The organism is Variovorax sp. J22G73, from assembly GCF_030317035.1.
GTDB lineage: Bacteria > Pseudomonadota > Gammaproteobacteria > Burkholderiales > Burkholderiaceae_C > Variovorax.
The window spans coordinates 41,237-56,736 of sequence record NZ_JASZYK010000001.1; the positions used below are offsets into that span (position 1 = coordinate 41,237).

Below are 15,500 nucleotides of genomic sequence, written 5' to 3' on the forward strand. Positions count from 1 at the left end.
AGCGTGTTCAGCCGATCGTCATCAGGCTCGCGTTGCCGCCCGCGGCCGCCGTGTTGACGCTCAACGCGCGTTCGACCACCAGGCTTTCGAGCGGGATGCCGGTGTCACCGGGTGCGAAGGCGCGCACCCCGACGATGGGCCCCGGCCGCGCGGCCAGGCGCCGCATCACCTCCGACAGGCCTTGCGCGTCGCCGTGGTGCAGCGCGGCGTCGAACACCACCGTGGCGGCCGTCCAGTCGTTGGCGATGGCCACGTGCTGGCGCACCTCGGCCGGCAGCGCGGCCAGCAGCGCCTGCGTGCGCGCGTCGGCGGGCCAGATGGCGCTGCTGCCCACCGACAGCACGGCCGCCAGCTGCACCAGACGGTCTGCGTCGTCCACGTTGTCCACGTCGTCCGGGGCCAGGCACAGCACGGCCTCGCGCGGCACCAGCGTGTAGACGTTGCGCTCGCCGGTCGGGCCGGCCAGCGTGCGTGAAACGCCCGCGCGCGATTCGCCGGCGAAGCGCGCGCATTGCGCGGCCAGCGCGGTGCGGCCGTTGGCCTGGGCCCAGCGCGACAGCGCCGCGAGGCCGGCTTGCTGTGCAGGCACTTCGTTCGCCACCGCGCCTGCCATGGCACGCGCCATCGCATCGTCCGGCCGCTTCGACAGCATGCGCAGCATGTACAGCGGCCCGCCCGCCTTCGGCCCCGTGCCCGACAACCCTTCGCCGCCGAAGGGCTGGACGCCCACCACCGCGCCGACGATGTTGCGGTTCACGTAGACGTTGCCCGCCTTCGCCTGCGCCACCACCTGCGCGATGGTCTCGTCGATGCGCGTGTGCACGCCCAGCGTGAGCCCGTAGCCCGTGGCGTTGATCTGCGCCACCAGCGCGCCGAGGTCGCGGCGGCGGTAGCGCACCAGGTGCAGCACGGGGCCGAACACCTCGCGCTGCAGTTCGGCAATGCCGTCGAGCTCGATCAGCGTGGGCATCACGAAGGTGCCGTGGCGCATGTCGCTCGCATGCTCGCGGCCCTGGCGAAAGACCTTGCGGCCCTTGGCGCGCAGCGCGGCGATGTGGCGCTCGATGCCGTCGCGCGCCTGCGCGTCGATGACCGGCCCCACGTCCACCGCCAACCGCGCGGGGTTGCCGATGCAGGCCTCGGCCATGGCGCCCTGCAGCATCCGGACCAGCCGGTCGGCCGCTTCTTCCTGCACGCACAGCACGCGCAGCGCCGAGCAGCGCTGGCCCGCGCTGTCGAAGGCGGAGGCCATCACGTCGGCCACCACCTGCTCCACCAGCGCGGAAGAGTCCACGATCATCGCGTTCTGCCCGCCGGTTTCCGCGATGAGCGGCACCGGCGCGCCGTGCGCGCCCAGGCGCTGCGCGAGCGTGTGCTGCAGCAGCCGCGCCACCTCGGTCGAGCCGGTGAACATCACGCCCTGCACGCGCGCGTCGGCCACCAGCGCGGCACCCACGGTCTCGCCCTGGCCGGGCAGCAGCTGCACGGCGGCACGCGGCACGCCGGCCTGCCACAGCACGCGCACCGCCTCGGCGGCCACCAGCGGCGTCTGCTCGGCGGGCTTGGCCAGCACCGGGTTGCCGGCGGCCAGCGCGGCGGCCACCTGGCCCATGAAGATCGCGAGCGGAAAGTTCCACGGGCTGATGCACACCATCGGCCCGAGCGCGCGGTGCGTGTCGTTGGAGAAATCGTCGCGCGCCTGCGCCGCGTAGAAGCGCAGGAAGTCCACCGCCTCGCGCACTTCGGCGATGGCGTTGGCGCAGGTTTTTCCGGCTTCGCGCGCCAGCAGGCCGAGCAGGCGCGGCATGCGTTCCTCCAGAAGTTCGGCCGCGCGTTCGAGCAGGGCGGCGCGCTCTGCCGGCGGTGTGGCGGCCCAGGGGGCGGCGATGGCTTGCGCCTGCGCGACGGCCTGTTCGACTTCGGCCAGCGTCGCCTCGCGCACGCGGCCCACCACGTCGCGATGGTCGGCGGGGTTCAGCACGTCAACGCTGTCGAGTGCGCCGTGCGGGCCCGTGTCCGCCTCGGCGAGCAGGGGCGATGCATGCCACTCGGCATGCGCGCTGTCCTGCAACGCGTGGCCCAGCGCGCGCAGGCTGTCGTCGTTGGCCAGGTCGAGCCCGCGCGAGTTGGCACGCTGCGCGCCGTACAGCGCGGCGGGCAACGCGATGGCCGGGTGCGGCAGGCCCACGGTGCCTTCCTGCGCGCCCATGCGCTCCACGGTGGCGACCGGGTCTTCCACCAGCACGTCGAGCGAAATGCCCGGGTCGGCGATGCGGTTCACGAACGAGGTGTTGGCGCCGTTCTCGAGCAGCCGGCGCACCAGGTAGGCCAGCAGCGTCTCGTGCGTGCCCACGGGCGCGTAGATGCGGCAAGGCCTGCCCAGCGGCCCCACCACCTGCTCGTACAGCGGCTCGCCCATGCCGTGCAGGCACTGGAACTCGTACTGCCCGGGCGTGTAGCGCGACGGGTCGGCCAGGGTGTGGATGGCGGCCAGCGTGTGCGCGTTGTGCGTGGCGAACTGCGGGTACACCTGCGCCGGCGCGGCGAGCAGCCGGCGCGCGCACGCCAGGTACGACACGTCGGTGTAGGCCTTGCGCGTGTACACGGGGTAGCCGTCGAGCCCGTCGATTTGCGCGCGCTTGATCTCGCTGTCCCAGTAGGCGCCCTTCACCAGCCGCACCATCAGCCGGTGTTCGCTGCGCCGCGCCAGGTCGACCACGAAGTCGATCACCTGCGCGCAGCGCTTCTGGTACGCCTGGATGACGAAGCCGATGCCGTTCCAGCCCGCCAGCGCGGGTTCGAAGCACAGGCGCTCCAGCAGGTCGAGCGAGAGCTCGAGCCGGTCGGCTTCTTCCGCGTCGATGTTCAGGCCGATGTCGTACTGCCGCGCCAGCAGCGTGAGCGCGCGCAGCACCGGGTACAGCTCGGACATCACGCGCGCGTGCTGCGCGCGGCTGTAGCGCGGGTGCAGCGCCGAGAGCTTGATGGAAATGCCCGGCCCCTCGTACACGCCGCGCCCGGCCGATGCCTTGCCGATGGCGTGGATGGCGTCTTCGTACGCCGCGCGGTAGCGCTGCGCGTCGTCGGCCGAGAGCGCCGCTTCGCCCAGCATGTCGTACGAATAGCGAAAGCCCTGCGCCTCGAGTTCGCGCGCATGCACCAGCGCCTGCGCGATGGTTTCCCCGGTGACGAACTGCTCGCCCATCATGCGCATCGCCATGTCCACACCCTTGCGGATCAGCGGCTCGCCGCCCTTGCCGATGAGCCGCGTGAGCACGCTCGACAGCCCCGTTTCGCTGTGCGTGGCCACCAGCTTGCCGGTCAGCAGCAGGCCCCAGGTGGCGGCGTTGACGAACACCGAAGGGCTGCGCCCCGCGTGCTGCTGCCACTGGCCGTGCGCGATCTTGTCGCGGATGAGCGCGTTGCGCGTGTCGGCATCGGGAATGCGCAGCAGCGCCTCGGCCAGGCACATGAGCGCCACCCCCTCTTGCGACGACAGCGCGTACTCCTGCAGCAGCCCCTGCACGAGGCCGGCGCGGCCGCTCGCGTTCTTGCGGTGGCGCAGCTGCTGCGCGATGCGGTGGGCGAGGGCGTGCGCCTGGCTGACCTGGTCGGCGGGCAGGCGGGCCTCTTCGAGCAGCGGAGGCAGCGCCTCGGGCTCGGGGCGCCGGTACGCGGCGGTGACTGCCGCGCGCAATGCCGATGGCTCGGCCAGGCCGTCGGCGAAAGCCGTGAACCCGGTGGAGTAAGAGGGCAGGGGGGCGGCGCTGGATTTGTTCATGAACGGGCTCAATGCTGGTGAGATGCTGAATGATCCGGCGCCTGTCGATGAATATGTGTTCGAAGAATCGGCTCATCACAGAATAAAAAACCAGTGCGCAAGGCGCGGGAGAATCCAGCTTCCACCGCGCTAGCGGGACTGCAACGGAGTCACTTGATGAAAAGATGGCAATGCCTGGCGGCTGCGTCCGTGGCGCTGGCGGCGATGACGGTGCTGTGGACGGCGAACGCCGCCGCCCAGCCTGCCGGTTGCACGGCGGCCGCAGGCCCCGGCTGCTACCGCGCCTTCCAGCCGCCCGGCGCCGAGGGCACGCTGAACTACTACGCGTCGATGGCCCCGGGGGATGCATCGGCAGGTACATCAGCCGCCGCATCGGCGCCGACGAAAGCGCTCATCGCCATGCACGGCCATCCGCGCGATGCCGACAAGACCTTCAACGCCGCGCTGCTGGCCGTGCGCAATGCCGACGCGCTTGCCGACACGCTGGTCGTCGCGCCCGTGTTCCAGGTCGCCGCGGACAAGGCCGCCAGGTGCAGCGCGCCCGGCGTGCCCCAGGCGCAAGCCGGCGACCTGCTGTGGACCTGCGGCTCGTGGCTCGAAGGCGGCCGCGCGGAGAACGGCGCGCGCATCACCTCGTTCGCGGCCATGGACGCGCTGGTGGCCGAGCTCGCGCGGCGCTGGCCCAGCCTGCGCACGGTGACCATCGCGGGCTTCTCCGCGGGGGCGCAGATGGTGCAGCACTACATCGGCTTCGCGGACTCCGAGCATGCCGGTGCGGCCTCCGTCGCGGTGCGCTACGTGGTGGCCGACCCCGGCACCTGGCTCTACTTCGACGCCTGGCGCCCGCAGCCCGCGGTAGAAGCCGCGTGCCCGGGCGTGAACCGCTGGAAGTACGGCACCGACGGCCTGCCGGCCAGCCTGGGGCGCAGCGCCGCGCAAGCGCGCCAGCGCTACGCCGCCGCCGACATCAGCTACCTGGAGGGCGCGCTCGACAGCAGCGATGCCAAGGGCACGTACTACGGCATCCTCGACAAGTCGTGCGCGGCCATGGCGCAGGGACCGTACCGCATGCAGCGCGGCCTGGCCTACGCGCAGTACGACCGCACCCTGCTCGCGCCCGACAAGCGGCGCGAGGTCATGGTGGTGCCGGGCTGCGCGCACGACGTGGCGTGCGTGTTTCCGTCGGAGGCGGCGCGCGCGGCACTGCTCGGGCGCTGATGGATGGATTGGTGGATGAATTGATGGACGGTCGAAGGGGTTGACCTTGTTTCTGTTTTATTGGATATTTAATCCAATATGACGGAAACAGAAGCAGCCCCTTCCCTGAACGACCGCATCGCCCAGCGCGTGCGCGAGCTGCGCGCCACGCGCGGCCTGTCGCTCGACGCGCTGGCCACGCACTGCGGCGTGAGCCGCTCGATGATCTCGCTGATCGAGCGCGGCGAAAGCAGCCCCACCGCCGTGCTGCTCGAAAAGCTCGCCACCGGCCTGGGCGTGTCGCTGGCCTCGCTGTTCGATGCGCCGGCGCCCGTGGCCGAGCCGGTCGCCCGCGCGGCCGACCAGCCGCAATGGCGCGACCCGCATTCGGGCTACGTGCGGCGCAACGTGTCGCCGGGCGGTTTTCCGTCGCCGATCCAGGTGGTCGAGGTGCTGTTTCCGCCCAAGGCCCGCGTGGCCTACGAGAGCGCCGCGCGCGAGCCCGTGGTGCACCAGCAGGTGTGGGTGCTCGACGGCGTCATCGACATCACCTTGGGCGACGAGCACCACCACCTGGAGACCGGCGACTGCCTCGCGATGGTGCTCGACCGCCCCATGAGCTACCACAACCCCACCCGCAAGACCACGCGCTACGCCGTCGTGATCGCGACCGGGCTTTCTTCTTCAGCGAGATGACCATGACGACATCCGCCCGGACTTCTGCCATTCCCTCCATCCCCACCATCCCCTCCATTCGTGTGCTCCACGACGTCACCGACGCCCAGCTGCAAGGCCTGGCCGATGTGCTTAAGGACTGCGTCGAAGGCGGCGCCTCGGTGAGCTTCATGCTGCCGCTGGCGCCGGAGCGCGCGCTCGCGTTCTGGCGCCAGGTGGCCGAGGGCGTGGCGCGCGGCGAGCGCGCGCTGCTGGTGGCGGAAGACGACGAAGGCATCGTCGGCACCGTGCAGCTGGTGCTCTCGCAACCCGAGAACCAGCCGCACCGCGCCGACCTGTCCAAGATGCTGGTGCACCGCCGCGCGCGGCGCCGGGGCATCGGCGCGCTGCTGATGCAGGCGGCCGAGGCGGCCGCGCGTGACCATGGCAAGACGCTGCTGGTGCTCGACACCTCCAGCGCGGAGGCCGAGCGGCTCTACGAGCGCAGCGGGTGGACGCGCGTGGGCACGGTGCCGGGCTTCGCGCTGCTGCCCGAAGGCGCGCCCTGCGCCACCACCTACTTCTATCGCGAGCTGGCCGTGGCCGGCTGAACCGTCGAACCGTCGAACTGCCAGGCCGTGGGGCCACCGGGCGGCCGAGCCATGCGCCAGGGTCAGCGCGCCCCGAAGCTCGCGTGCGCGAACAGGTCCTTGAACTCGCGCGGCTGCGAGCGCCAGTACTGCGGCGGGGCCGTCACGTGCGCGCCCAGTTCGGCCGCGGCGTGCCACGGCCAGCGCGGGTCGTACAGCATCGCGCGGGCCAGCGACACCGCGTCGGCCTGGCCGTTGGCAAGAATGGCTTCGGCATGCGCGGCCTCGGTGATGAGCCCGACCGCGATGGTCGGCAGCCCCACCTCGGCCTTCACGCGTTCGGCGAACGGCACCTGGTAGCCCGCGCCCAGCGGAATGGCCTGCTGCGGCGACACGCCGCCGCTGGACACATGAATGGCCGCGCAGCCGCGCGCCTTGAGCGCCAGCCCGAACGCCACCGTGCCGTCGAGGTCCCAGCCGCCCGGCACCCAGTCGCTGGCCGACACGCGCACCCACACCGGCTTGTCGGCCGGGAACACCGCGCGCACCGCGTCGAACACCTCCAGCGGAAAGCGCATGCGGTTTTCCAGGCTGCCGCCGTAGTCGTCGGTGCGCTTGTTGGCGATGGGCGAGAGGAACTGGTGCAGCAGGTAGCCGTGCGCCGCATGGATCTCCAGGCCGTCCAGGCCCAGGCGCTGTGCGCGCCTGGCGGCCGCCACGAAGGCGTCGCGCACGCGGGCGAGGCCGGCCGCGTCGAGCGCGGTGGGCGGGTCTTCGCCGGGCGCGTGCGGCACGGCGGAGGGCGCGAACGACTGCCAGCTGCCCGCCTCGGTCAGCGGAATCTGCTTGCCGCCGTCCCACGGCGCGCGGCTGGAGGCCTTGCGCCCCGCGTGGCCCAGCTGCATGGCGATCTTGATGGGCGAATGCGCGCGCATGGCGTGCAGCACGCGCGCCAGGCCCTGCTCGTTCTCGTCGGAATACAGGCCCAGGTCGCCGGGCGAGATGCGCCCTTCGGCCTCCACCGCCGTCGCCTCGATGATCAGCAGCCCCGCGCCCGAGAGCGCCAGCGAACCGAGGTGGATCATGTGCCAGTCGCCCGGCGTGCCGTCGGTGGCGGAGTACTGGCACATCGGCGCGATGACGATGCGGTTGTCGGCCTGCAGGTTGCCGAGCACCAGCGGCTCGAAAAGCAGGGGGCTGGAACCGGGCTGGGGGGTGGTGTCGTTGTGGCTCATGACGATGCGGCTGTGCAGGTGCTGTAGTTGCGCGAATTCTGCGGGCTGGGCGCGATCCGTGCCGGCGCCGGCGCGGAAGCCTTGCGGCTCAGGGCGGTATGAACGAGCAGCGCGCCCACCACCATCGCCATGCCCACCGCCTCGTTCACCGTGGGCAGCCGGCCCATGGCCGCGCTCATCAGCAGCGCCGACACCGGCACGAAGTTGATGAAGGCCGTGCCCGTGACGGCGCCCAGCGTGCGCACCCCGAAGTTGAAAGCCAGCACCGCGATGGCCGAAGACACCAGCCCCACGTACAGCAGCGCCTGCCACGACAGGCGCAGGCCCTCCAGGCTGGGCGCGTGCGTCCAGCCCAGCAGCGTGCCGGCCACCGCCACGGCCAGCAGCAGCGGCCACGAGGCCAGCACCGTGAGCGCGGTGTATTCGATCACGTCGAGCTCGGGAAACTTCGTGGTGCCGCGCGTGTACCAGACCCAGCCCAGCGTGCCGACGAAGGCCACCGCGTCTCCCACCAGCGTCGACTCGCCGGCCTGCGCCGTGCCGAACAGCAGCCCCGACACGATGGCCACGCCCAGCAGCGACAGGGCCGTGACCAGCAGCGTGGCGCGCGTCGGCCGCACGCCGTCGAGCGCCCAGCGCAACAGCTGCGTGGTCATGGGCGTGGTGGCCATGATGACCGCACCGTGCGAGGGCACCGAGTGCGCCAGCCCGGCCAGCAGCATGATGCTGAAGATGCCGAAGCCCGCGAACCCGCGCAGCGCCAGCGGCCCGGCATGCTGGCGCAGCTTGCGCCAGGGCGCGGCGCCGCGCGGAACGATGAGCAGCGCGAACAGCACGGCGGACATGCTGTAGCGAATGAGCGTGAACCACGCCGGCTCGACGTGGTGCAGCACGCCCTTGCTGACCAGGAACATGCCACCCCACCCGGAGGTGGCGAGCAGCAGCGCGGCGATGCCGAGCAGGCGTTGGCGATGGGATACAGCTGAAATGGCTGACATGGGGAAAACCTCTTGCGGTGATTCGATGCCCCAAGAATCGGCGCGCAAGGCCCCGAATGCCATTCGCATCTTTGGACGGGGGCCTCCAAAAAAGCGAACAGACCGAACGGGCCAGGGCGCTCACAATCCGCCCCATGGAGCTCTACCAACTCAAGACCTTCGTCGCCATCGCCCGCGAAGGCAGCCTCACGCGCGCGGCGGAGCGCGTGTTCACCAGCGCGCCCGCGGTCAGCGCGCAGCTCAAGGCGCTGGAAGACGAGCTGGGCGTGAAGCTGTTCGAGCGCACCCCGCGCGGCATGTCGCCCACCGAGGCCGGCGTGAGCCTGCTGGAGGAGGCCGAGCGCACGCTGGCCTCGGCGATGCGCATGCGCTCGGCGGCCGAGCAGCTGCGTGGCGCGGCGCAGGGCGTGGTGCGTTTCGGCACGGTGGTCGACCCGGTGGCGCTGCGCCTGGGCGAGGTGCTGGTGAAGCTGGCCGAACGCCATCCGCAGGTGACGCTGCAGCTGAAGCAGGGGCTGTCGTACGAGACGCTCGCGGGCGTGCAGCGCGGCGAGCTCGATTGCGCCTACGTGCTCAGCGACAGCCCGCAGATCGAGGGGCTGGAGGTGGTACGCCTGGGCGCGGTCGACCTGGTGGTGACCGTGCCGCAGGCGGTGGCCGATGCGCAACCCGAGCTGTCGCTGGCGCAGATCACCGACATGCCGTGGGTCGGCACGCCGCCTTCGTGCATCCTGCGCGTGCACCTGGAAAAGCTGTTCGCCGGCGCGGGCCGCGAGTACCGCCCCGGCCGCACGGCCGACGGCGAGAGCGCCATCCGCAGCATGGTCGCCAGCGGCATGGGCGCGGGCCTGCTGCGCAGCGACTATGCGGAGCAGGGCGAGCGCAATGGGGAGCTGGCCATCTGGAAGGGTTGGCGCTCGCACACGTGGCTGTGCTGGGTCGCGCCTGCTGAAGGCAGGGCCCGGCCTGTGGCGGTGGAGGCTGTGCGCAGTGCGGTGATGGAGGCTTGGGCGTAGGGCGGCCTGTTCACACGCCCCGAACAGCAGCCTCAGCAAAGAACCAAAAAACTGACCCGGTCCTGACTTGTCCAGACGCCGCAAGACACCCGTTGCAGATCACGGACATCGAGCCCCGAGCCCCGCGAACCCTGGGTTTCCGGGGTGACAGGGCCCTGTGTGCGCTGTCATCATTCGCGGCTGCATGAACCTCGACCCTCGCCCTTCCTCTCTCGACGACCTGTTGAACCGCGCCAGGCAAGCCCTGGCCGAACCGGGCGGGGCGCTGCCCGCGATGCCGCGCGCCACCGAGGCGGCCGGCTGCGTGGTGTTGCTGGCGCTGGGCGAAGACGGCAGCCGCGCGCGCGTGGTGTCGGGGCGCGGGGCCGACATCAACATCGCCTGGCGCAACGCCGCCGAGGCCGCCGCGGCGCTGGTCAAGCGCGCGTTGCTGCGCCCGCAGCGGCTGCGCGCGGAGCTGGTCGACCAGGTCGTGCCGCTGACATGGGGCGCGCTGAAGGCGCAGCTGGCCGACTGCCGGCGCAACTACTTCAACCTCGGCATCGCGCTGGACGCGACGTTCGAGGTGGCGCTGCTCGCGCAGGAAATGCATGGCGGCGCGATTCTGTACAACGGCGACATCGACCACGCCGAGCCCAACACCGGCAACCTGCGCCTGCACAGCAAGCGCCGCTTCGGCCGCGAGATCGACTTTCCGACGAGCGACGCGACGCCGGTGTGGACCTTCACCACGCGCGCCGTGTATGTAGAGGGGGTCGACGCCAGGCGCGCCTGGCCGATCACCGCCGAAGGGCAGGCCGCGGGATACCGCGAACTGCACGAACTGCGCGACTGGCACGCGCCGCAGATCCATGCGCTGGTGGACCACGCCAGCGCCTACCTGGCCGCGCAGGTGCAGGCCAACGGCGAGTTCCACTACGGCTGGTTTCCCTGCTTCGACCGCGCCATTCCGACCTACAACACGCTGCGGCACGCGAGCTCGACCTACGCGATGCTGGAAGCGTGGGAGCTCATGCGGGGCAACGCGGCGCAGGGTGGTGGCGATGAGGCTGGCGACACGCTCAAGGCCGCCATCGACCGCTCGCTGGCGCTGCTCACGCGCAGCCTCATCCGCCCCGCCAACCTGCCCGACGGCACCCGCGCCGCGTACCTGCTGGACGTGGGCAGCGAGATCAAGCTCGGCGGCAACGCCGTGTGCCTGCTGGCGCTGGTGAAGTACACCGAGCTCACGGGCGACCGGCAGCACCTGCCGCTCATGGAGCAGCTGGCGCTGGGCATGCGCCACATGCAGGACGCGCAGACCGGCAGCTTCGTGCACGTGCTGAACGCGCCCGCGCTCGACGTGAAGGACGCGTTTCGCGTCATCTACTACGACGGCGAGGCCGCGTTCGGGCTGATGCGGCTGTACGGCCTCACGCGCGACCCGCGCTGGCTCGCGATGGTGGAAAAGGCCTTCGAGCACTTCATCGCCGCCGAGCACTGGCGCGCGCACGACCACTGGCTGAGCTACTGCGTGAACGAGCTCACGCGCTACCGGCCCGAAACGCGCTACTACGCGTTCGGCCTGCAGAACGTGGCGGGCTACCTCGACTTCGTGCTCGAGCGCGTCACCACCTTTCCCACGCTGCTGGAGCTGATGATGGCCGCGCGCGAGATGGTGCTGCGCATGGAGGCCGACCCGGCGCTGCTGCCGCTGCTGGCCGGGCTGGACCGCGACAAGTTCGACCGCGCGCTGGAGTTCCGTGCGCGCTACCTCGCCAACGGCCACTTCTGGCCCGAGCTGGCGATGTTCTTTCGCAACCCGGCGCGCATCGTGGGCTCGTTCTTCATCAAGCACCACGGGTTTCGCGTGCGCATCGACGACGTGGAGCACTACCTGTCGGGCTACGTGGCGTACCACCGCATGCTGAAGGAGCAAGAGGAAAGCCGGGAGGCCCAGGCGGCCCGGGAAGCCCAGGGAGTCGATAGCGCGCACGCGAGCGACCCCGCCCGCACCACCGGCCTGGTCGCCTGGGGCGGCGACGTCAACCTCTCGCGCCGCCAGCACTACCGGCTGCACGAGCTGGGCGGCGCCGACAGGATGCTCTGCGACATTCCCGCGCTGCGCGAGGCCGACCTGCGCATCGCCAACCTCGAATGCGTGGTCGCCACCACCGGCGAGCAGGGCGTGGACAAGGACGAGACCGCGCCGTACTACTACCGCGCGCGGCCCGAGATGCTGGCCGTGCTCACCGCGGCCGGCATCGGCATGGTGGCCACCGCCAACAACCACAGCGGCGACTACGGCCCCGGCGCGCTCATGGAGCAGCAGGGCCTGCTCGACGCGGCGGGCATCGCGCACGCTGGCAGCGGCGCCACGCGGGAGGCCGCGCTGCGCCCGGCCTTCGCTCGCGCAGGCGGCGTGCGCGTGGCGCTGTTCTCGCTCGACGCCACGCAGCCGCGCTTCGCGGCCACCGCCGAGCGCGCGGGCACGGCCTGGCTGCCGCTGGACGACCCGGCCGCATGGCGCGCCACGCTGGCGCCGCGCATCGAGGCCGCGCGCCGCGAGGCCGACGTGGTGCTGGTGGCGGTGCACTGGGGCGACAACCTGGAAACGGAACCCTCGCCGGCCAAAATCGCGGTCGGCCACGCCATCGTCGATGCGGGCGCCGATGCGGTGCTCGGCACCTCGGCGCACGTGCTGCAGGGCATCGAGGTCTACCGCGACCGGCCCATCCTGCACGACGCGGGCGACCTGCTGTTCGACGCGGTGCGCGACGACCTCGGCGACTCGGGCGTGTTCACGCTCACGCTGGGTGCGCGCGGCGTGCAAGAGGTGCTGTTCACGCCCATCGGCGTGGGCTTCGGCTTTTCTCGGCAGCGCGAAGGTGACGACGCGACGGCGCTCAGCGGGCGCTTTGCCGCGCAATGCCGCGCGCTAGGCACCGAGATGACGCCGCTGCAGGACGGGCGCTGCGTGCTGAAGCTCTCACCGCCCGAGCTGCCGCAGGGCCTTCCGACGGGGCGTGTCGCGCCTCGCGTGCAAGGTGCGCGTGCCATGCGAGCTGCGCCGGCCGCGCGCGCTGCTGCCGCCATCGGCCCGGTGCTGGCGCCCCGGCCGGAGTGGATGGTCGATGCGGTGCCCGAAGACGCGCGCATCGCGCCGCTGCAACTGGGCTCGCTGCGGCTGGTGGGCCTGCGCTGCGCGCCCCAGCAGATCGTCGGGCGCCAGCTGCTGTGGGTCGAGTCGTTCTGGACCGCCGACGAACCCGTCGCGCACGACCTGCGCGTGCAGTTCCGCGCGCTGCCGATGCGCAGCACCCGCATGCCGGCCTGGGGCGCGAGCATGGACCACGACCCCTGCGACTGGATGTGGCCCACCACGCGCTGGGCGCCGGGCCGCATCTACCGCGACCGCTACGGCCTGCGTCCGCCGCGCGCCGGCCTGATGACCAGCGACGTGCTGCAGCTCGAAGTGCGCGTGCGCGGTGGTGCGCCGGACACGGCCGAGCCACCCGCGCGCCGCCTCGCGCTGTGGTGCGGCCTGCGCGTGCCGGCGCTGCCTACGCCCTTGCCGCAGCGCGGCGCGCCCGTGCTGGCCGTCGACCGGCCCGGTGCGGGCGCGGCGCCCGAACCGGTGTGGACCGCGGCGCAGCTGCAGCAGGTCACCGGTGGCAAATGGCTGGTGGCGCCGCCGCCGGGCTGGTTCGCCAACGCCGTGGTGCGTGGGCCGACGCACATGGGCCTGCTGCCGAAGCCGGCGCTGTTCATCGCCTCGGACTTCCGCACGCTGGCCGCGCACGAGAACTACAGCAAGCCGCGCCCCGACAACTGGGACCGCCACCGGGAACTGCCCGCGCTGCAGGGCGCGCTGGCCGGCGCGGTGGTCGCGCACCCGGTCGAGGGGCTGGACGCGGGCTTTCCGCTGCTGCAGGTGGCCGACCCCATCGCCGCGATGCTGGCGCTGGGCGCCGCCGCGCGCGAGCGCTACCGGGGCTTCGTGGTGGGCGTGACGGGCACGGTGGGCAAGTCGTCCACCATCGCCATGCTGCGCGACCTGCTGCCCGAGCGTGCGCGCGTGCACACCACCATCGACAACTACAACTCGCGCGTGGGCGTGCCGGCCATGCTGGCCAACCTCGCGCCCGACGCCGACGTGTGCATCCTCGAGATGGCGCAAAGCGGTCTGTGGATGGACCGCGGGCCCATCTCGCTGGTGGCGCGCCCGCACGTGGCGCTCATCACCGAGATCGGGCTGTCGCAGACCCGGCAGGCCTCCACGCTGGAACTCACGGCCGAGTACAAGTCGCGCATCTTCCTGGGGCTGGAGCCCGGCGGCGTGGCCATCGTGCCCGAGCACATCGCCTGCCTGCCGCAGGTGCTGCGCGCCGCCGCCCGCACGGCCGGCGCCATCTGGGTGGTGGGCTCCGGGCCGGGCGCGGACGTGCGCGTGGTCGACACCGCCAGCGAGCCCGGCGGCGGCTGCCGCGTGCGCATCGCGGTGGCGGGGCACACGCACACGTACCTGTTTCCGGTCGACAGCGCGGGTCTGGTGCGCAACTCGACGCTGGCCTTCGCCGCGCTGGTGGCCATGGGCTTCGACGCCGAGGCCGCCTGCGCGCGCATGCCGCGGGTGCGCCTGCCGGCGTCGGTGATGCAGGTGCACGCGCTGCGCACGCAGGCCGGCGTGGAGGCCACGCTGATCGACGACAGCTGGAACGCCGAGGTCATGTCCATGCGCAACGCCATGGAGTTCGTGCGCACCTGCGAGCGCGCGCAGCACGGTCCCGTGGTGCGCAAGATCGGCGTGCTGGGGCGCATCGTCAACCTCGACGACGACGCCGAGGCCATGCACCGCAGCCTGGCCGCGCCGCTGCTGGCCTCGGGCATCGCGCACCTGGTCACGCACGGCCCCGAGATGCGCTGGCTGCGCGAAGAGGTGCCCAGCGCGCTGCTGGGCCCGCACTTCGACGACGCTGCGCAGCTTGCGCACTACCTCGGCGGCTTCCTGCGCAGCGGCGACCTGGTGCTGGTGAAGGGCGACCGCGACCGCTCCGACTTCGGCCACATTCCCGGCCTGCTGCAGCGGCTATGAGGGCCCGCCTGTGAGCGCGGTGGCATTGATGCGGCGGCATGCGCGCGGCGCGCTCGTGCTGCTGGCGCTGGCGCAGGCCGCCTGCGCGCAGCGCACCGGCCCCGACGTGCCGCGCGCGCTCGCCGCCGGCAACGAGCAGGTGCTGCACTGGAACCAGCCCGCCGACCGCGCGAGCTGCCCCGACCGCCCCGGCTTCCTGTGGGTGCAGCCGGTGGAAGGGCCGGCCTGCATCCGCTACTTCGCGAGCGCCGACCTCGACGGCGCGCGCCTGGCCATCGTGCAGTTCTCGGGCGACCGTGACGGCGTGATGGACCAGGCGCCCGAGCGCATTCCCGGCAACACCGAGGCGCTGCGCACGCTGGACGCGCAACGCAGCCGCGACCGCGCCGGCGTGCCCTGGGTGTTCGTGGCGCGCCCGGGCACCTACGGCTCGTCGGGCGACCACCGCAAGCGCCGGCAGCTGGTGGAGTTCCATGCGCTGGACGCCGCGCTCGACGCGCTCATGCAGCGCCACCGGCTGCAGCGCCTGGTCATCGTCGGCCACAGCGGCGGCGCCACCGCGGGCGCCGCATTGCTCACGCTGGGGCGCACGCGCGTGGCCTGCGCGGTGCTCACCTCGGGCGCCTACGGGCTGCTGGAGCGCGCGAAGCTGCTGGGCCGCTCCAACGGCGGGCGCACCGACACCACCGGCAGCACCCAGTTCTACGACCCGCTGGACCATGTGGGCGGCGTGGTGCGCGACCCGGCGCGGCGCATCGTGCTGATCGGCAACCGCGAAGACCACAACACGCCTTTCGCGCTGCAGCAGCGCTTCGCCGATGCGCTGGCCAAGGCCGGCCACCGGGCCGAGCTGCGCACGCACGCGGCCGAGCCGCCCGAGTACCACGACCTCACGGACCGCGTGGCGCTGCTCACGGCCTCGCAGTGCGCGCGCGAGGCGATGTCGCAGTAGCAG

General features: G+C 72.1%; 9 protein-coding genes. 6 read left to right on the forward strand and 3 right to left on the reverse strand.

What is annotated here, in order from left to right; genetic code table 11:
• Positions 1–7: 7 nt before the first annotated feature.
• Positions 8–3,781, reverse strand: coding sequence for a trifunctional transcriptional regulator/proline dehydrogenase/L-glutamate gamma-semialdehyde dehydrogenase (putA, locus tag QTI51_RS00200; protein WP_286513583.1), 3,774 nt, complete (start codon positions 3,779–3,781; stop codon positions 8–10).
• 156 nt (positions 3,782–3,937) lie between these two features.
• Between putA and QTI51_RS00205 the strand changes: the two genes are divergently transcribed.
• The 3 genes from QTI51_RS00205 (at position 3,938) to QTI51_RS00215 (ending at position 6,243) form a co-directional block, all read left to right on the forward strand.
• Positions 3,938–4,999 carry a hypothetical protein gene (locus QTI51_RS00205; protein ID WP_286513582.1) on the forward strand — a complete coding sequence of 354 codons (1,062 nt, stop codon included), beginning with the start codon at positions 3,938–3,940 and terminating at the stop codon, positions 4,997–4,999.
• A gap of 78 nt (positions 5,000–5,077) precedes the next feature.
• Entirely contained in the window at positions 5,078–5,674 is a 597-nt protein-coding gene (locus tag QTI51_RS00210) for a helix-turn-helix domain-containing protein (RefSeq protein WP_286513581.1), read from the forward strand.
• A gap of 2 nt (positions 5,675–5,676) precedes the next feature.
• Entirely contained in the window at positions 5,677–6,243 is a 567-nt protein-coding gene (locus QTI51_RS00215; RefSeq protein WP_286513580.1) for a GNAT family N-acetyltransferase, read from the forward strand.
• Between the two features lie 62 nt (positions 6,244–6,305).
• Here QTI51_RS00215 and QTI51_RS00220 read toward each other — a convergent pair whose 3' ends face one another.
• Both QTI51_RS00220 and QTI51_RS00225 read right to left on the reverse strand, forming a co-directional pair.
• Complete coding sequence (locus QTI51_RS00220; protein WP_286513579.1) at positions 6,306–7,457, reverse strand: NADH:flavin oxidoreductase/NADH oxidase; 1,152 nt, start codon at positions 7,455–7,457, stop codon at positions 6,306–6,308.
• On the reverse strand, positions 7,454–8,455 hold the full coding sequence (locus QTI51_RS00225) for a DMT family transporter (protein ID WP_116912337.1): 1,002 nt from the start codon (positions 8,453–8,455) through the stop codon (positions 7,454–7,456). Before QTI51_RS00225 ends, QTI51_RS00220 begins: the two co-directional genes overlap by 4 nt.
• A gap of 134 nt (positions 8,456–8,589) precedes the next feature.
• On the opposite strand from QTI51_RS00225, the gene QTI51_RS00230 reads away from it, so the two are divergent.
• The 3 genes from QTI51_RS00230 to QTI51_RS00240 all read left to right on the forward strand — a co-directional run bounded on the left by QTI51_RS00230 (position 8,590) and on the right by QTI51_RS00240 (position 15,497).
• Positions 8,590–9,471, forward strand: a complete 882-nt coding sequence (locus QTI51_RS00230; RefSeq protein WP_286513578.1) for a LysR family transcriptional regulator — start codon at positions 8,590–8,592, stop codon at positions 9,469–9,471.
• Positions 9,472–9,655: 184 nt separating this feature from the next.
• Entirely contained in the window at positions 9,656–14,545 is a 4,890-nt protein-coding gene (locus QTI51_RS00235; RefSeq protein ID WP_286513577.1) for a CapA family protein, read from the forward strand.
• Between the two features lie 10 nt (positions 14,546–14,555).
• Positions 14,556–15,497: an alpha/beta hydrolase family protein gene (locus tag QTI51_RS00240; RefSeq protein WP_286513576.1), complete on the forward strand. Its 942-nt coding sequence runs from the start codon at positions 14,556–14,558 to the stop codon at positions 15,495–15,497.
• The last annotated feature ends 3 nt before the right edge of the window (positions 15,498–15,500 follow it).